Annotated in this window: 14 protein-coding genes and 4 pseudogenes; 1 reads left to right on the top strand and 17 read right to left on the bottom strand. The window is 29.1% G+C overall.

What is annotated here, in order from left to right; translation table 11 throughout:
- Positions 1–13 precede the first annotated feature (13 nt).
- The 3 genes from NG918_RS12140 to NG918_RS12130 form a co-directional block, all read right to left on the bottom strand.
- Positions 14–991, bottom strand: a complete 978-nt coding sequence (locus NG918_RS12140; protein ID WP_252226392.1) for a mannose/fructose/sorbose PTS transporter subunit IIA — start codon at positions 989–991, stop codon at positions 14–16.
- A 676-nt stretch (positions 992–1667) separates the two neighbouring features.
- Positions 1668–2456, bottom strand: coding sequence for a hypothetical protein (locus tag NG918_RS12135; protein WP_252226390.1), 789 nt, complete (start codon positions 2454–2456; stop codon positions 1668–1670).
- Positions 2457–2467: 11 nt separating this feature from the next.
- Positions 2468–2683 (bottom strand): F-box protein, encoded by a 216-nt coding sequence (locus tag NG918_RS12130; RefSeq protein WP_252226388.1) that lies wholly within the window; start codon positions 2681–2683, stop codon positions 2468–2470.
- Positions 2684–2918: 235 nt separating this feature from the next.
- Here NG918_RS12130 and NG918_RS12125 point away from each other — a divergent pair, with 235 nt between their 5' ends.
- Positions 2919–4664, top strand: a complete 1746-nt coding sequence (locus NG918_RS12125) for an ABC-F family ATP-binding cassette domain-containing protein (RefSeq protein ID WP_252226386.1) — start codon at positions 2919–2921, stop codon at positions 4662–4664.
- A gap of 602 nt (positions 4665–5266) precedes the next feature.
- Here NG918_RS12125 and NG918_RS12120 read toward each other — a convergent pair.
- From NG918_RS12120 to NG918_RS12060, 14 genes and pseudogenes are all read right to left on the bottom strand, one after another.
- Positions 5267–5792, bottom strand: a pseudogene (locus tag NG918_RS12120) (DUF4351 domain-containing protein); the annotation flags it as partial.
- A 24-nt stretch (positions 5793–5816) separates the two neighbouring features.
- Positions 5817–7142 carry an MATE family efflux transporter gene (locus NG918_RS12115; protein WP_252226384.1) on the bottom strand — a complete coding sequence of 442 codons (1326 nt, stop codon included), beginning with the start codon at positions 7140–7142 and terminating at the stop codon, positions 5817–5819.
- Between the two features lie 147 nt (positions 7143–7289).
- On the bottom strand, positions 7290–7865 hold the full coding sequence (locus NG918_RS12110) for a TetR/AcrR family transcriptional regulator (protein WP_252212761.1): 576 nt from the start codon (positions 7863–7865) through the stop codon (positions 7290–7292).
- 104 nt (positions 7866–7969) lie between these two features.
- Positions 7970–8371, bottom strand: a pseudogene (locus NG918_RS17105) (DUF6064 family protein); the annotation flags it as partial.
- A gap of 36 nt (positions 8372–8407) precedes the next feature.
- The gene (locus tag NG918_RS12105; protein ID WP_252212763.1) at positions 8408–9574 is read right to left on the bottom strand and encodes an alpha/beta fold hydrolase; all 1167 of its coding nucleotides are present in this window, start codon (positions 9572–9574) and stop codon (positions 8408–8410) included.
- A 72-nt stretch (positions 9575–9646) separates the two neighbouring features.
- The gene (locus NG918_RS12100; protein WP_252212764.1) at positions 9647–10228 is read right to left on the bottom strand and encodes a TetR/AcrR family transcriptional regulator; all 582 of its coding nucleotides are present in this window, start codon (positions 10226–10228) and stop codon (positions 9647–9649) included.
- A 547-nt stretch (positions 10229–10775) separates the two neighbouring features.
- The gene (locus NG918_RS12095; RefSeq protein ID WP_252213055.1) at positions 10776–12773 is read right to left on the bottom strand and encodes an oxidoreductase; all 1998 of its coding nucleotides are present in this window, start codon (positions 12771–12773) and stop codon (positions 10776–10778) included.
- A gap of 121 nt (positions 12774–12894) precedes the next feature.
- Positions 12895–13692 (bottom strand): MerR family transcriptional regulator, encoded by a 798-nt coding sequence (locus tag NG918_RS12090; protein WP_252212765.1) that lies wholly within the window; start codon positions 13690–13692, stop codon positions 12895–12897.
- 262 nt (positions 13693–13954) lie between these two features.
- Positions 13955–14098: pseudogene (locus NG918_RS12085) on the bottom strand (catalase-peroxidase 2); the annotation flags it as partial.
- Between the two features lie 13 nt (positions 14099–14111).
- Positions 14112–14219: pseudogene (locus NG918_RS12080) on the bottom strand (DbpA RNA binding domain-containing protein); the annotation flags it as partial.
- 157 nt (positions 14220–14376) lie between these two features.
- Positions 14377–15516: an acyl-CoA dehydrogenase gene (locus NG918_RS12075; protein ID WP_252212766.1), complete on the bottom strand. Its 1140-nt coding sequence runs from the start codon at positions 15514–15516 to the stop codon at positions 14377–14379.
- Between the two features lie 172 nt (positions 15517–15688).
- Complete coding sequence (locus NG918_RS12070) at positions 15689–17125, bottom strand: D-lactate dehydrogenase (protein ID WP_252226381.1); 1437 nt, start codon at positions 17123–17125, stop codon at positions 15689–15691.
- Between the two features lie 147 nt (positions 17126–17272).
- Positions 17273–18817, bottom strand: coding sequence for an L-lactate permease (locus NG918_RS12065; RefSeq protein ID WP_252212768.1), 1545 nt, complete (start codon positions 18815–18817; stop codon positions 17273–17275).
- Between the two features lie 287 nt (positions 18818–19104).
- Positions 19105–20043 carry an electron transfer flavoprotein subunit alpha/FixB family protein gene (locus NG918_RS12060; protein WP_252226378.1) on the bottom strand — a complete coding sequence of 313 codons (939 nt, stop codon included), beginning with the start codon at positions 20041–20043 and terminating at the stop codon, positions 19105–19107.
- Positions 20044–20064 lie beyond the last annotated feature (21 nt).

Here is a 20064-nt window from a genome sequence, read left to right as displayed (position 1 = left end):
ATTAATAATTAAATTATTTTTGTTTTTTTAATTCTTCTTGTGCTCTTTTAAGTATTTCATCCATATTTCCTTTTGAATCATTTGGTACTTTACGAACATCAAAATTAAGTCCAGCTTGTTTTAACTTATTGAATGTATCAATATCTTTTTGATTAAAAGCAAGTACTTTATTTGGTTGAACCTTACCTATAGAATGAGCCATAGAACCAACATTTATTGTCTTTAATGGCACTCCACCTTCTACCACTCTAAGTACATCTTCTGGATTTTCAAAAAGAAGTAATGCGCGTTGACCACCAAAATGTTGATCATCTTTTGCAAGTTTAATCATATGATCAACTGGAACAACATGTGCTTTAACTCCTGGTGGAGCAGCTTGTTGTATTAATTTCTTACGAAGTTCATCTTTAGCTACTGCATCTGAAACTACAATAATTCTTGTAGGTTGAACAGTTTTTGTCCAAGCAGTCGCTACTTGACCATGAAGTAAACGAGAATCAATACGAGCTAAAACATATTCGAATGATCCTGGTTTACCTGCATTAGATTGTTTTGCTGAATCTTTAATAGCCTTACCAGTATCTTCTGGTTCTAATTCTTCTGGCTTAACCTTAATACCTTCTTTAGCTGATGTTAAGATATAAGATGCAATTTCTTGTGCAGATTCCATAGAAAGACGTGCACCATAAGCTTCAATAAGCATTGGTAAATTTAAACCAGCTACTATTGCCCATTTATCTTTGTGTTCTTCAAATAAACCATTTGCTTGATTGAATGGTGTACCACCCCAAAGATCAACTAAGAATAAGACTTCATCTTGATTGTCAAAGGATGTAATTGCATTTTTCATTTTTGCTTTAAGATCATCAGGTCCTTCACTAGGCATCAACGTAACAGCTTTTACATTTTCTTGTTCTCCAAAAATCATTTTACCAGATTGCATGATGCCTTTAGCAAATTCTCCGTGACTAGCAAGAATAATTCCTACCATTTTTATACCTCCTATTTTTTATTTGTTACAAAACAAAAAAGACATAAGCATTTGGAAATAAAATAAAGAAATATATGTTCAGATTTGGTCACATTATTTGTACACTAAATTAAATCATAAAAAAAATCATAATACCTAAAAAAACTGTACAAAACATATGATACAACAAACAATATTACATTTACTCTATTGCATTTTTTATTTCCCTACGCTTATGCCTGATCGAATCAGTAACACGCTAAATATTTATATTTTATTGTAATCTACTTAAGAACTCTTACTAAATATTCTTTTTGACTACGTTTACATGATAGCACTTTTTTTCTTATTGTGCAATATATTATTAAAATTTTTTTAAATTTATCTTAATAATAATTACTTTAATTACAAAATAGACATTTTATAAAAGCTTTAAATACGAATAAAAATCCACATCTTATCCGTAAGTATCTATTTAATCCTTTTTTAATGTATTATTGGCTTACAATAGAATATTTTATTAAAAATAACCTAGAGCAATTTCATCTTCTACTTTTACTACTGCATAAATTAATGCTTTTATAGCTTTTATTTTTAAGTTCTGACGCTTTCAATTTTATCATCTCGTTTTTGCAATAAAAAAACTACTATTTAACAATTCCAATTAATTACTATTATATAATGATAATATTTAAGTTCAAAAATAACCAAATGGAGCATTTCTTTTAAACCCAGTTACTATAACAATTCTCTTATCTCTCAATGAGTACTCAACAAATTCCCATATAAACTGTGGATTTATTGCACTTATCACTTTTTTGCACCCTTCATACCATTCGCTTGAATTATCAATATTCTTATAATTATTAAAATATGATTTTTTAAAATCATTGAAAAATGGAATATTTTTCAATTTGTTGACTTGTCTATTATTATCTAATATACCATCTGGATAAGACATAAATGGCACATTTGTATTAACAAACCAAACATTATTCATATATTGGACATAAGAATCTTTTTTTGTATTTTTTAAATATGTGTCATTGTATCCCAAAAAATCTTGTACCCTATAATAAGTTCTATGTTTTTCATTATATGAAATATCGCATAAAATAATACTATTTGCGCACTTCATAAAATTGAAATAGTAATTGCCAATAACCACTGTAAATATTTCAGTTATTGTTTCCTTATGTTCAACCTTTAATTTACTATCTCTCAATCCAGGTGGTATATGGTAAAAATATACATACTTAACAAATTCAATTAATACACTTCCAAAAACCTCTCTCACTTGAAAGTCTCTGAAAATTTGCGTAAATTCTTCACTCTCCCATTTTTTAAAGTACGAAAAATCTTTATAATCGTTAAATTTATTAAGATTTTTTGTTGCCCATGACCAAATTTTTAAATAAACGGGATAAGTACTGTTAAATTTTAATTCTACTTCATCTTTAACCCTAGGCATTTCTTGAAATAACATAAACTCCTCCATTAAACAATAATAAATGGTATATTTATAACCCTCGCACACCTTATTATATCAATAATTTGAGTATAATGGAATATTTTATAATTATATATATTTCCCTTAGGTTCATTTGGAACTGTATTAAACCAACCATTAACTATTATGGCATCAACATCTTCTACATCCTCATCTGCAATAAATCTATATTTTCCATATAATAATATATATTGGATTTTCATTAGTTATAAGTGCAAAAAATAGACTAATATACTTAATGTATTAAAATACTAAGACAGTTTTTGTTTATTATATGAAATTATTGAACTTAGTCGAAAAAAATGTTATGCTGTCAATGTTAAACTTAGTAAAATGTCTTTACTACATAAAAATCAAATGTAAAATTTCAATTGATAAAAATATATTAAAGTGCTTATTTTTATAAGCTCTTTTTAAGTTATAAAGAGAGGTAATAATATGATAAAAGTTGATAACTTGTCCTACTCATTTCCCCAAAAGGATTTATATAATAACATTTCATTTACATTAGAAGATGGTGACCATTGTGCTTTTATAGGAACAAATGGCAGTGGAAAAAGTACACTTATAGATATACTTATGGATCCAGAAGAATATATGTTTGATGGTACATTAGAAATATCTCCAAATTGTAGAATTGGGTATGTAAGTCAATTCTCACAACTGGATAAAATAAAAGAAATTACAGTTTTCGAATATATAGCAGAAGAGTTTATTAAACTACAAAATGAAATAACATCTATTTGTACTGAAATGGAGACATCTTCAGATATTGATACTTTACTAGAAAAGTATCAACAAGCTTTAGATGCATTTGATGCAATTAATGGCGATGATTTCGAAAACATTATTAATAAGAAACTTAATCTTACAAACTTAATCAAATATAAAGATTTAATGATATCTGAACTTAGTGGTGGAGAATTCAAGCTTATCCAAGTAATTAAAGCAATGCTAAATAGTCCAGACTTAATGATTATGGATGAACCAGATGTGTTTTTAGATTTTGGAAACCTTAATTCTCTTAAAAATCTAATTAATTCACACAAAGGAACAATGTTAATTATTACACACAATAGATATCTATTAAATAATTGTTTCAACAAAATTCTTCATCTTGAAAACATGGAGATACAAGAGTTTGATGGAAGCTATATTGATTATAACTTCTCATTACTTCAAACTAAAATTGAATTACAAGAACTGGCTGCTGAAGATACTGCTGAAATTGAAAGAAATGATATATTAATAGAAAGACTCCGAGAGCTTGCAACTGAAAATGCTGAACAATTCAGAGGAAAAACCCTAAGGGCTAGAGTTAAAATTCAAGAAAGATTAGAAGAACGTAGAATTAAAGCTCCATTTATAGCTATTAAAGAACCAGATATTAATTTAAATACCTCTAATAAACTTGAAGAAACTATTGCTTTAAAAATTAATAATTACAATGTTGTCTTTGATGAGATACTGTTAGAAAATGTTAACTTTGAGATTAAATCTACTGATAAAGTAGCTATTGTCGGTTCAAATGGTACTGGAAAAACCACTTTACTTAAAGAAATATTTAAAAATAATAATGATTCTATTGTGGTAAATGAACACATTCAAATGGCTTATTTATCTCAGCTTCAAGGCAAAACACTAAATGATTCTAATACCATACTTGAAGAGTTCTTAGATGCTGGTTTTGAAACTTATGAAGACATTAAATCACATATTTTTGAATATGGTTTTGAAGAAGAAATACTTAATCAAAAGATAGGGTCTTTATCTGGTGGAGAAAAAAATATGCTTCAATTAGCTAAAATTTCTGCTAGTAATGCAAACTTGTTGCTTCTTGATGAGCCTACAAGTCATTTAGATACATATTCACAAATAGCATTAGAAAAAGCCATAAAAAACTATAATGGTGCTATTCTAATGGTTTCTCACGATTTCTATTCTATAGTAAACTGTATGGATTATATTTTAATTGTTGAAGATAAGAAAATAAGAAGAATGAATATGAAGACTTTCAAAAAAATGGTTTATGCCAATTACTTTGGAAAAGATTATTTAGAAATTGAACAAAATAAAAAATTAGTTGAAACAAAAATAGAATTAGCTTTAAAAGATAATGATTTTATCACTGCAAAAGATTTATCTGAAGAGTTAGAAAAGCTGATTAAGTTACTCCAAATTTAGTTAATAGCACAGGGTGGCAATGTCATCAAGCTAAGAATACATTAAATTGGTAAAATAAAAACTTAATATTTTTAAAAATCATCCTAATAATCATTCTGAATACCTTTTGTAGGTATATCTAGAGGTTGGGGTGATTTTTTAGAATTTAAAAAAACTCTTCATATTTTATATTTTACTTTACATTTATAGAATGCTCTATATCTATTGTTTGTTTTACGCTTCCTTAAGCTTTAATCTGTTAAGTTATGTAAACATTGCTCTTATAAACTTAATCTATTTATTTATTTTTCACTATAATTTTATAGGACCTCATGATTCATTGAATAATTTGACTCCAGCTGAAGTTGCCTTTTGTGGTTTTCTTATCGTAGATGCATATCAATCTATCACCTCCCTGTCTAAGTAATTTTGCGTAAAAAAATAGCCTACTCTAAATATCGCAAGCTATTTTCTACTATTTCTTTCCCTATTATTTTTTCTTGTTCTTCTTTAGCTTTCACCTTTTTAAATAATTCCTTTAAATCATAATATCAATACTTTAAAAATTGTTGATATAAATTATTTTGTTTACACATTACATTTTCCAATATCTTCAATACTCTTTAGAAATATTGTTCTAACTCTTCTATTGAATTCAACTCAAATATATCTGTTGCAATTAACTCTATTGTTTCTTTTGGAAGTGATTTTATTTTTTCCTTATATTCATTAGGTAATTTTTTAAACTTTTTCATTAGCTGTTTAATCAGAAGCTCAGCTTTTCCTTCATCTTTCCCTTTTTCAATTCCTTCTTGTATTAGACTTTTACCAAGTTCAGTCATTCTCAATTCCTCCTTTACTTTCTCCAAATCTTTTCCGCTTAAAAATTTATTTGCAAAAGCATATAGTATTGATTCTATATCATTCTTATAGTCATTATTTATGTCTTTTACTACGTGTATAGCGTTTATTATTTTATCAGATATTCCTATCTTCCCTCCCATAATAGGAGTGAATGTTAGAGCCATTATATCTTGTTTTGTAATCTCTATTCGACATAGATATTGAATTAACTTTGTATTCATTTATTCCTGTTTCTAAAATACTCCCTGGATCTTTTATATTGCCTGAATAAACAACATAATTAATAAACTTTTCTATGTGTAGTTCCACCTAAACTTGTGCATTTTTTAGTAGTACTTTAAAATAATAAATTCCTGCTATAGTTGCTACAATATGACTTATCAAAACAGCTACCCATATTCCATTTAATCCTAAATCACCTGTAGATAATACCTTTGCTAGTGGCATACGAATAATAATATAGTAGAAAATCATTAAAAACATAGCTGACATTGGTTTTCCAAAACCATTTACTGCTCCAAAAACAGAATTAGTAATAACATTGCATATATATCCAACTGAAATAATTGAAAAATAAACTTTAACTAAATCTTTAACACTTTCATTTGCCCCAAACATTTGTGCTAAATTTTCTGAAAAAAATACTACTATAATTGTTAATACAATTAAAAATCCACTACCTAATAATACTCCTGATTTAAGATATTCTTTTGCTTTTTTTATATTTTTAGCACCAAAGCACTGACCAGTGCATGTAGTAATTGTCATGTTAAGCGCCATAGCAGGATAAAATAAAATTGTTTCTAATTTTCCTGAAATACCAAATGCAGCTATAGGCAATACTCCAAATGTACTAACTAAGCAAGTAATAAAACTTGTACTTATTGCAGGAATGCTTTGTTGAATAATAGATGGTATTGCTTTTAGTGTAAGATTCTTTAAAGTATTTTTGTCAAAGAACTTAAAATTAATTACAATTAATTTTTTCTTAATAATATATACAATCATAATAATCATCATTATTCCCTGAGACAATAAAGTTGCAATTGCTGCACCTTTAAGTCCCATTTTATTAATAAAAATAGGATCCAAAATTATATTAAGTATTGTACAGAAAATAATAGATACCATTTGCATAGTTGTATTACCAAAACTGCGTAATACAGCTGTAAAATATAAGTACATAAATACAAAAACATATCCAATCATATATAAAATAAGATACTCTTTTGACATAGCATATATCTCATTTGGTGTGTTTAAAAGATTTAAAATAGTTTTTGCACTAAGTTCACAAATAACAGTTATAATTATGCTGAAAATAAATGCTACTATAAAAGAAGTTGATATTACTTTATTTTGATTTTCTTTATCCTTTGCCCCAACATATTTTGATAACAAAATTGCAACCCCATTAGTAGCACCCATTGCAATAGAAATTGTTAACAGTATAGGTGGCATTGATACAGTAAGTGCTGCCATTGCTTTTTCACCAAGTAGATTTCCAACCCAAAGACTGTCAACTATGTTGTATGCCATGCTAAATATAAATGCTATGAGCACTGGGATAGTAGTTCCTATTAGTTTTCTAGTTGTGTTACCTGTTGTAAAATCTTTTTCTAATACATTTTTCATTTAAATCCTCTTCTTTCTTTGATTACTGTTTAGTGAATTGTAGTCAATGAATAAAATTCACTCACCAAGTATTTTTTTACCCTAACAAAATATCACTTTACAGAAATACTTTATTAGGGATGTTTATCTAATAACCAATCATTATATCTATTGTCTTATTCCTAATATTGAATTTATAAATCCACGAATTTGTTTAATTTTTTCTTCCATAGAAATGTCTTTGCATGACAAAACACCTATTTGTCCATACATAATAAAATTAGTCATTATTTCAACATTTTCAATATGAATTTCTCTTTTTTCACATAACTTTTTAAACTCTTTACATAAACTTGGAATTAAATATTTTGCAATTTTTATAATAAGCTGCTCATGCAATATTTCATTACCAGTCTTATGATAAAAATAATGATATTTGCTGTTATTTTCTTGAATTAGCATTAATTTAGCCATATCGTCCATACGTTCTATTAATGTTTTTTTATCATCACAAATAACCTTTAAAAATTTTTCTCCACATTCTTCAACATACTTATCCATTGCGGTTTCGAAAAGTTCTTGTTTTGATTTAAAGTAACGATAACATAACCCTGGTACCACATTCATTTCCTTTGCTATGTCAGCCATAGAAGTTGATTCATATCCTTTTTTATAAAATAATCTCATTGCTGTATCTAATATTTCCTGTTTGCGAACTTCAGGCTCCTTTGAAATTCGTACCATATTTAAAAGCCTCCTTTCATCATTCTAAACATAATATATCACTTGAATGAATAAAAGTCAATGAATTGTATTCATTGACTTTTATAACTCTTGCTATAGTTATTTTAATTTTTTCTCTCTTTAATAATTAAAACCCAAACAAAAATAGCCAAAATTCCAGAAAGAAAGAGTATAAAATCTTCTGATACACCAAACATAAAAATTTTAGGCAATCCTGTTAACGCCCAAAATATTAATAGTATTAATATTTTATAATCTACTTTGGTAGAAAAAGAAACTAATAATGTAATTGAATATACTACAAGCGGGCAAGGCATAAGCCATGTCGTTATTGCAGGATACGCATGTCCCAATATAATACTAATTAATGGATAGGATAAAAATAGAATATATAAAATGAATACTAATATATTAAACCTTTTATTTCTTTCAAAAATTATATTGTCTTTAAATATGTCAATAAAAAACAATAATGCAATACTGCCAAATAAAGTAGCTGTTAAATATTTGTTTAACTCATTAGACCCATCACACCTCCAAACTTAATTTATTTTAGATATATTGTCTATCCAATTTACTATACTCTCTAGAACCAATTTAGTGTTACCAACATTACAATGTCTTTCTGCAAATTGCTTTTCATTAAATAATTTAAAAGTTAATGATTTTACATTTGTTAAAGCATCTATTTCTTTTTTATAAAATTCTTTAGGAATAAAATGATCTTTAGAAGCACCAATCAATAGAAAATCTTGTTTAATCAAAGGAGCTATATTATATATTTGAAAATTCATTGATTTAGCAAAATAATCATAAGGTGTATTAACTCCAAAATTATATATACCATGCTTAATTCCCCATTCGGCCATAGGGTCTTTTTTCATTTGTTTTTCCATCAATTTATTAATCATAAATTTTTGTTTTAATTTGAACAATACCCTTACAATTCTTTGAACTGTTTTAGTACGGGTTGAGATTAATATATCAAAAAAACTAGGAAATATACTCCATGCTACAACTTTTGTAATTCTTTTTTCAAATGCAGCAGCCCTGGGAGCTAATATTCCACCTAAAGAAATACCTATCACTGTAACATCATTTAAGTTGTAATAATCTAGAACACATTTCACAGGTTCCTCCCATTTGTGGGTAAATGGAATATTATATTTTCTTAACACTTCTCCTTGTCCTGGTCCTTCAAAAGCATAAACCGCATGCCCTTTTCCTCTTAAATATAATACTGTAGATTTAAATTCTTCAATATAAGAATCATTTCCACCAAATATAACAATTGCACCCTTTGATTCTTTTTCAGGTAACGATACCCATACTGGTAAATATCCATTGTCATATTTAATTTTTTCTCTTTTAATTATTCCTTCCTTTATAAAAATATTTGAATTCAAATCATAAAATAACTTTTTTGCTTTCTCATAAACTTTAATTTTATCTGAATTTTCGTGGAACATGAAAAACTCTGCCATACGATAATATGCTATTGCCTGTTCTATACGCTTTTCATTTAAAGCTTTATCTCCAAGCTTTAACATTTCTCTTTCCCAATCTTTAGGTGTTTTTATTAAATAGCTTATAGACTTAATTTCTTCAGCATCTCCATTACTCCACAATATTGTTCTATTTAACTGATAGTTAAAATTAGGTTCACTATTCAAATTATATGTACCTACTTTAAAATTGTTATTATACATAAACTCAATCACTTCCCATATCTTGTTTAATAAAGAACATATGGTCATTATTACTTTATTTAAAAATGTTGACTATTTATTAATCAACATTTCTGAACCTTTTATATGATATTTAATTAATTTATTAAAATTATCATAAATCTCTCTATTATCCTTTTTATTTCTTAGTATCTCTAATATACCTTCTATTAAATTAAAAGCAATTACATGAGCTATAAAGCATTCTTTAGCAATATTTTCGGAAAATCCTTCTGCAAAATGCCTTTCTAACATATTAATAATTTTTGATTTTATATCTTCATACTTTGTACCTTTTGAGCAATCCATAATAAGAAGTAATTCTTCTCTGTGTTCCGATGAAATTTTAAATAGTTTCTGAACCATCATTTCAATAAATTCATTGCTACCAAATTTCTCATAGAATTTATGATTTACAAAAAATTCAGTCATATTTATCAAATCATTTGCCATAGCATCAGTAATATAATAAAAAATCTCCTCTTTTGTGGCAAAATAATTATAAACATTGCTTTTACTTACATTTGCTTCCTTTGCAATCATATTCATTGAAGTTTTCTCAAATCCATATTCACTAAAAAGTTTTTTAGCCCCATAAGTTATATTGTTTTTAACCTCTTCTTTTAATATTTGCATAAACGACCACCTATTCTTTTATAATAATATTATATTATTATATTCGTCAAGTTACAATACCTCTTCCACAACAATTCCACTCTTATAAACATCCTTTAGAACAGGATCTATTGTTACATATCCATCTACCTTTTTTATAGAAACTTCATAAACAGTACCTCTTTTCCTCAATTTTAAAATCTAACATTTCTAATATATTTTTATTTTATCCTATTCATTCAATCTAAACATCCTATTATAAATGTTTTCTCACAGAATCCTTGCTACTAAAAGGTGCACGTCCTCAAAATAAAAATGCCCCCTAATAAAATTTCACTAATGGTGTGCACAAATACTTAAAATTCAAAACAAGTGGCTAAAATTACCCATTTATTTTGAAAATTTTCTTAGTTTTTCTAAGTTGATTTTTATTGTACTCAATTATAATTTTTATAATACAAGAAATTTACGAGAAAAATTAAAAAGTATGACTTCAATAAAATATGGAAGTCATACTTTTACTTTACACTATTAAATTTAAGAATCTCTATTAAAATTAAATTATTCCTTAAATGTTTCTTGCTACTTCATATGCATCCCATATAGCATACATTATATTTTGAACTTTGTTTGCATCACCAATCATTCTAACATTACTGTGTAAGAATTTAATTTTATTATATAGTGAATTTTCTGAATTATATCCTATTGCAACAATTGCTGAATCAGCTTTAACTATTTCTTGAGATTCTTTGTTTTCAATTATAAATCCTTCCTCTGTTGCTTTTATTATTTTAGAGCCACATCTTACATTAATCTTATTAAATGATACTAACTCTTTTAACATATCATGATTTGCGTGGCATAAAGGTCCACCAACTTGTAATATATCATCCATCATTTCAACAATAGTTACATCTTTCCCCATTTCCTTTAACCATAAAGCTGTTTCACAACCTACTAGTCCACCACCAATTACTATAGTCGAGTTTCCAACATCTTTTTTCTTAAGTAATACTTCTTCTGCAGTATAAACATTTTCTGTTCCTTCAATACTTAATCTTCTAGGAGTAGAGCCTGTAGCTAGTATAATTGTATCTACATCAGTTTCTTTAATCATTTCTTCTGTAACAGTTGTATTATATCTTATCTTAACTCCAAGTTTTTTCAATTGTAATTCATACCATTGAATAAGTGCTATATCGTCTTCTTTAAAACTTGGAGCTCCTGCTGCTACTAGATTTCCACCTAATCTATCACACTTTTCAAATATTTCTACCTCATGCCCTCTTATTGCAGCTACCCTTGCAGCTTCACATCCTGCAACTCCGCCTCCAATAACAAGTACTTTTTTCTTTTCATCAGCTTTTCTAAGTTCTAGTTCTTTTTCTCTACAGCATGCTGGATTAACTGCACATGTTATATTAGCAAAATTCTGTAATCTTCCCATACAACCTTCTTGACAAGATAAACATGGACGAACATTCTTATAATCACCTGCTAATATTTTATTAGGAATTTCAGCATCTGCAAGTAATGGTCTTGCAAGTCCAATCATATCTGTCTTTCCTGATAATATAGCATCACTTGCTAATTCTGGATCTTCCATTCTTCCTGCTGTAATTATTGGAACATCTACTGCATTTTTAAGAATTTCATTATATGGTAAGTATAATCCCTTTTTTTGATACATTGGGGGATGACTCCAATACCATGAATCATATGATCCAACATCTCCATTTAAAGCATCATATCCTGCATCTACTAATATTTTAGCGGCTTCTATTCCTTCTGGAACATCTCTTCCCATTTCTTCGAATTCTTCACCTGGTAAACCACCTTTACACCAGTCTTTTATGAAACTCTTAATACTATATCTTAAAGATACTGGATAATCCTCTCCACATCTTTTCTTTATTTCTTGAACTATTTCACAAGCAAAACGTAATCTATTTTCTAAGCTTCCACCATATTCGTCAGTTCTATTATTAAAGAATGAAATTGCAAACTGATCAAGTAAATATCCTTCATGAACAGCATGTATTTCTATACCATCAAAACCTGCTTTTTTAGCTATTTCTGCTGATTCTCCAAACTTTCTAACATATTCCTTTACTTCTTCAGTTGTAAGTTCACGGCATACTACATCTTTTAAAAATCTATGTGGAATTGCAGATGGTCCAACTGCTGTTTTTCCAACAATTGAAGGAATACTTACACGTCCAAATCCAGCTGATAACTGCAAAAATATTTTTGATCCATAAGCATGAACACGTTCAGTCATACTCTTTCCTGTTGTTATAAAGTTAAGAGGATTTAAAGTTGGACATGGCATAGATGGTAATGCACATTTTTCAATGTCATTTTCAACCATAGTAACACCTGTCATTATTAAACCTGTACCACCTTTAGCACGTTCAACATAAAACTCTTCACCTTTTTCATTAAAGCTTCCATCAGCATTACATAATCCACCTGGTCCCATTGGTGCTAAAACAAATCTATTTTTTATTTCTAAACCACCTATTTTTATTGGTTCAAATAAAACTTTGTGTTTTTCTTTTATCATAAGACATCCCTCTTTCTCTAAAATAATTTTATAGTTGGTAATACCTACCTCTAAAAATCATTATAGAGCATAAAGGAACTTTAACTTCAATAGTTATTGTGACAAATTTATCAAATATTTATTTTATAGGTATCCATATTTCTATATATGTGCGTAATTTAGCTGGTTTCTCAACATCCACAAGAAGAATTTTTCCAACTGTATCTCCTATGATTTCAAATCCTCTAGACTTAGCATACTCTTCTGCTCTTTTAAAAGTTACTTCAGGATTTTTTGTTAATTCATCATCAACAATTTGAATTGTATGAAGACATGAAGTAGCTTTTAAACTTTTTTTATGCAAATCCAAAGAAATATTAAACTTTTCTATATGATTATCTAAAATCATATATCCAAAATTGCATGTATTATTATCTCTATGCTTAATCACACCTAGCTGAACTATGGGCATTGCTTTAACACACTGTTGAACTATCTTTTGAGCTTGTCTATTTCTAGATATCCACCCGCATTCATCATCATACAACATTAATATTTCTGGAGATTTAACAAATTCATATTTATCAAGAAGTTCATTAATAAGACGTATGCTTTTCAAATTTTCTTCTATTGAATCTGCAAGTTCTTTATAATACCTACTTTTTTCTTCAGCTTTTCTTTTATATTCTTCAATTCTATTCTTAGTAGATAAATAGCTGCTCTCTTCCCCACTAAACTGCTTAACAATAGCCTTCATAGGCATTTCCATATTTTTATACTTTGTATACGATAACAAGCGAAATACATCAACTACATTATAATATCTCCATCCATTTTTCTCTTTATTTGCCTTAATTAAATTTTCTTTTTCAAAAAAATGAATTGCACTTGTTGTTATTCCTAATATATTTGATAAATCTTTAACACTATATTTCATTTCCATCCTCCAAAACCTAAAGTCTCTTTAGCCTTTATTTGAAATTAATATATATGTTTTATGAATTAACTAAATACATTCTTTACTTTTTGTATTTAAAATTCTGAATATTTTCCAAACATTCTATATCATTTAAAAAATAGCATATTTCTTAAACTATTTCTAGTCTTCACCATTTTTTATCTTTGTTATTGTAGATTTTGTAATCTAAAATAGCCTTAATTAAGTTTAAAATTAACTTAGTTAAAGCTATTTAAATAATTTATTTAATTTCAAAACGATCTGCATTCATTATCTTATTCCATGCAAATATGAAATCCTGTATAAATTTTTCTTTATTATCATCACATGCATATACTTCTGCAATGGCACGAAGCTGAGAATTTGAACCAAAAATAAGTTGAATGAAAATTAACATATATATTGATGATTCCTATATCTTCTTTTGTCATGCCCTCAATATTGCAAAGTGTGCCTACAATATCTACCGCCCTCATCTTTGTTTTCTTACCTTCATTAATATGTAATGTATTATAAATTCTTAAAGAATAAAAAAGCACTCCATCCAATTAAAGACATAAAAAATAACAAGTTCCCTATAATATATAGTTGAACTTGTTATTTTCATAGTTTATTTAAATGTGTTTAACTAAAGAGCAAATTTATTAGTTCTTAAAATGTGGCTTATCTAAGCATCCATCCTGAAATTACCATCATTTGAACTTCTGATGTTCCTTCATAGATTTCTGTTATCTTAGCATCACGCATCATTCTTTCAATTGGATAATCACTTGAATATCCATAGCCACCAAATAATTGCAGGCAACGATTTGTTACATTAGTAGCATTTCTAGAAGCAACCAATTTTGCCATAGCAGCTAAATGTGTATATTTTACATGATCATCTTTTGCACATGCTGCTTGATATACTAAAAGTTTTGCAGCTTCTGTACTTGCACGCATTTGTGCAAGTTCAAATTGAGTATTTTGGAATTGTGAAATTGATTTTCCAAATTGAACACGCTCTTTAACATATTTTACTGTTTCTTCTATTGCACCTTCTGCAATACCAAGAGCTTGTGCTGCAATACCAATACGTCCTCCATCAAGAGTCGCCATTGCAATTCCGAATCCTTTACCTTCTTCTCCTAAAAGATTTTCCTTTGGAACTATGCAGTTATCAAAGAATAATTCACATGTAGAAGATGCACGAATTCCCATCTTTAATTCATGAGTTCCAACAGAAAAACCTGGGAAATCTTTTTCAACGATAAATGCTGAAATACCCTTTGTTCCCTTGCTCTTATCTGTCATAGCAAAAACAATATATATATCTGCATATCCTGCATTTGTAATGAAAATCTTGCTTCCATTTAATACATAATGGTCTCCTTCAAGTACTGCTGTTGTCTTTTGCATAGAGGCATCAGTTCCAGCAACAGGTTCTGTTAATCCAAATGCACCTAATTTTTCACCTGAAGCAAGTGGTTTTAAATATTTTACTTTTTGCTCTTCTGTACCAAAAGTATGAATTGGAGTTGCGCAAAGACTTGTATGTGCTGAAACAATAACACCTGTTGTCGCGCAACATTTAGATAATTCTTCTACACATTGTATATAACTTAATGTGTCCATTCCAGCTCCGCCGTATTCTTCAGAAAATGGAATTCCAAGTAAGCCCATTTCAGCCATTTTTGCTACATTCTCTTCTGGAAAACGCATGCTTTCATCAATTTCTTTTGCGATTGGTTTTACCTCATTTTCTGCAAACTCGCGATACATTTCTTGTAATTGTTCATGGGTTTCATCTTGTCTAAAATTCATATTAATCTCCTGCCTTCCTTTTTTCCTTTTTATAATTTGTTGGATATCAATTGTTTTTTCTTAATTCCTTTTCTTGTTTTGTGGAACATCTTTTCCTTTTTACTTTTTGTAGGATACGCTTATTTTTCTTTTTTTTACTTTTATGAGATATTTATATATATAAACTTTTTTATTATGAACTTAAACCTTCTATTTGGCTACATACTTTACCTGGATTCATAATGGAATTTGGATCAAAGACTTTTTTAATGCCTTTCATTAATTCCATATTTACTTCTCCAATGCTATCTCTTAAATAGCTAACCTTTCCACTACCAATTCCATGTTCTCCTGAAACAAGGCCTCCACATTTTATTGCTTCCTCGTAAATAATCTTAAAGAATTTATCAACTCTTGTTTTAAACTCTCCTTCTTCTAAATCATTACTGCATTGGTATATGTGAAGATTTCCATCTCCTGCATGTCCAAAGCTTTTAATAGTTATTCCACACTCTTCACCAGTTTTATTTACAAATGCAAGATAAGAAGCAATTTTATTTACTGGAACTACAACATCACATTCATCTAATAATTTTGTTTCTGCCATAATAGCTTCAAGGAAACTAGAACGTGCAGCCCACGCATCCTTAATTTTTGCTGGTGTATCAGCTACAAGCACATCAATTGCTCCTGATTCTAATACTATTTCACTAGCTTGTTCTATAAGATTATTTAACTCATCTTCATTACCGGCATCAACAGTTACAAGTAAATAAGCATTTGCAGTTACTCCATCAATTACTTGTGGGAATACGCTTTTTCCAATATATCTTTCACTAGATAAAACGATTTCTCTTTCCATAAATTCTATAGCTTGCGGATTCATGTGTTCCATTTTAAATTTAGGAACAGTAGCAATACAATCATCTAAATTTTCAAAAGGTATAATTAAACTTGCAACTACCTTTGGTGCTGGCATGATTTTAAGTGTAAGTTCAGTAATAACTCCAAGAGTACCTTCTGAACCAATCATTAAATTCAAAAGACTATAACCTGAACTTGTTTTCGATACTGTAGCTCCAAAGTCTGTTACTTCACCGGTTGGAAGTACAACCTTCATGGCACGTACATAATCACGTGTTGCACCGTATTTTACAGCTCTCATTCCCCCAGCATTAGTTGCAACATTTCCACCTAGGCAAGCGAATTTTTCACCTGGGTCTGGAGCATATAATAATCCTTTTTTTAAACAATCCTCTGCAAGATCGTTTAATAAAACACCAGCCTCTACACGTACAATAAAATTCTCTAAGTCATAAGAAAGTATTTTATTCATCTTTGTAATATCAATTAAAACTCCTCCGAGTAATGGAACTGCTCCACCTACAAGCCCAGTTCCTGCCCCTCTTGGAGTTACTGGTATTTTATTTTCATTACATATTTTTACTACCTTTGAAACTTCTTCAGTAGAATGTGCCATAAATACAACTTGTGGAGCTGCTTTTCCATAGATAGGCATTTCATCGTGACTATAATCTTCATTTATATCTTCACCTGTTAAAATATGCCCTGGAGCTGCCTCCTGTAATTTCATGATTAATTCTTCTGTTAATTGATTATACTCAGCCATAATAATCATTTCCTTTCTAATTTATTTAGTGCCAAATTTAAATTATTTCCTAAAATTTTACCTGAGATCTTTCATCCCTTATATTTTTATACTACTTATTTCTTATCTTTTATCTCTAAATACTACTTATATCTTACTTATTATCTCTTAACTAAATAAACGTGTACCTATAAAACATAGGATTCCACTAATAGTTATATAGCATATATAATATTTAAATACACTTCTTAAAATTTTACTTTCCGAACCAGATTTGCCTATTGCACTTGCGCCAATTGCAATACTTTGAGGACAAATCATCTTTCCTATACCTGCTCCAAGTGTATTGGCTGCACCCATCCATGCTGCTGAAAGTCCGAGTTTTTGTGCTGTTTGTACTTGTAATCCTCCAAATAAAACACTTGTAGATGTACCTGAGCCTGTGACAAAGCCTCCAATAGATCCTATTAATGGTGAAATTAATGGATATGCTCCTCCTGTAACTACAACTAAAAAACTTGCAATATCTGAAATCATTCCACTATAGCTCATTACTTTTGCGGTTGACATAACTGCACAAATTGTTACAATCGTTTTCCAGTTTGCTTTTAATGTACCTTTTAATACCTCAAACATCATTGGCACTTTTGCACCTTGTGTAAACCCTCCAATAATGGCCGCAATAAAGATAATTACACCCGGTGTATTAATCCAACTAAAGGTTAAAGTGTTTCCTCCTTTACCTGCATATACAATTACACTAGTTTTAAATCCTGCAATTGCATCATAAATTGGTGGGCATAATGTTGAAGTAAACATTAACATTAAAAATATTAGAATAAATGGGCACCAAGCTTTTACTGCATTACTAAATGATAAAGTTGTTTCTTCTTGTTTTTCATTAACTTGAATACAATATTCTTCTTGAGGATTTTTATTAAATATTTTTGCTGAAGCAACTGTACATATCATGCAACAAATAGATCCTACTATATTTGGTAATTCTGGTCCAAGTACTGTTGCTGTAATATAAGCAGGTATTGTAAATGATAATGAAGCAACCAAGGTAACAACAAATACCCCTTTAAGTGCCTTTATTCCCTCACCTACAATGCATACCATAATAAATGGACTTATAAAAAGGATAAACGCTTCAATTATCGCTGTGTTTGCTGCTAGTGAGTTAGCTCCAACTTTCGTTATTTCAGAAAGTGTTACTAAAGGTATTCCAACTGATCCAAAAGCAGTTGGCGCTGTATTGGCAACTAAACATGCTAGAACTGCTGAAATTGGATTTAATCCAAGACCAGCGAGCATTGATGCTGGAATAGCAACTGCTGTACCGAATCCCGCCATTCCTTCCATGAAAATACCAAAGCCCCATCCAATAATTAATATTAATACTCTTTTATCTCTAGAAACTCCAGCTAACATTTTTTTAATGGAATCCATTGCGCCTGTACGTAGAACCAAATTATACGTAAACAAAGCTGCAACAATAACTAGACAAATTGGCCACAATGCGTTTAGTATTCCTTCTAATACTCCTGTCATAGTATAAATGACATTCAAATTCCAGAAGAAAATAGCTAAAATCATTGTAAGAACAAGTGTAATTAAACAGGCTTTAAAACCTGGCATTTTTAATCCGCTAAGTGCAATTATAAGCCAAATAATTGGTGCTATGGCCATTAAGAATTTTAAAAACAGCATTTCATATCCTCCTTATTTAATTCTTAAGTGGTATAATCTTTCACAAATTGGTATCACCATGGTATTATAATTATCCATCTCTCCACTTGCTAATTAATACTGTTTTAAAAATATACGAATATAATTATTTTTTATATGCTACGTTTATTATTAATTTATTTTTAATAATTCTCTAAGTGTACAAGTGTAAAATTTTATATTTAATTTCATATTCTTGTGAATTGAGATTTATTTTTAAGTTATTGCAATAGCTTTTAGTGAAATAACCCTTTATCTTAGAAAAAATTTTACTGTGCTTTTGCTTTTTTCATTTCTTCAATCATAACTGGAAGAATTTCTGCAACATTACCAACAATACTCAAGTTAGAAACTTCAAATATTGGAGCCTCTTCATCTTTATTAATTGCAACGATATAACCTGAACCTGTCATTCCAGATGTATGTTGTGTTGCTCCAGAAATACCACATGCAATATATAGTTTTGGTGCTACAATTTTTCCTGATTGTCCAACTTGATGTGCACGAGAAATCCATCCTTCCTCAATTGCGGGTCTTGTTGCACCAACTACACCACCAAGTACACGTGCTAATTCTTCAACAAGTTTAAAATTTTCTGCATTTCCCATTCCACGTCCACCAGAAACAATAACTTCAGCTTCTTCTAAATTAACAGATTCAGAAATTTCTTTTACTACATCAACAATTTTTGTCTTAATAACATTAGATGAAATTTCAAACTTCTTTTCTGTAACACTTGCATTTGAAGCAGATTCTGGCTTTGGAAAGCTTCCATTTCTAACTGTAACTATAGCAGTGCCTTCTACTTCAATATGTTCCAAAATTGTGCCGCCATAAGCTGGTCTGGTATATATAACTTTATCATGGCTTTTACTAATTCCTGTTACATCACTTACACAGCCTAAACTCATTCGTCCAGCAATACGTGGTGCAATGTTTTTAGCGAGTGCTGTATTAGCTAATAGAATAATATCTGGATTTTGTTCCTTAACAGTTTCTGCTAATACTTCTGTCAAAGTATCACAGTCATCCGCATTATCTGCAAAAATAACTGGAATTCCAAACTCTGCTACTGTATCTGCTAAAGCCCTGTTACCTACTACAAGAGCTGTTCCTTCTGCCTCTAATGCTTTTACTGCACTAATAAGTTCTAGGCTTCCTCCCAATACTTTTTCTCCATCTGTTTCAATAAACAATAATGCTTTCATACTTTCCTTTTCCCCCTTAAT

Origin of the sequence: Clostridium sp. ZBS2 (genome assembly GCF_023845855.1) — a bacterium.
GTDB classification, from domain to species: domain Bacteria; phylum Bacillota; class Clostridia; order Clostridiales; family Clostridiaceae; genus Clostridium; species Clostridium aquiflavi.
This window is presented reverse-complemented; position numbering and strand designations above follow the sequence as displayed.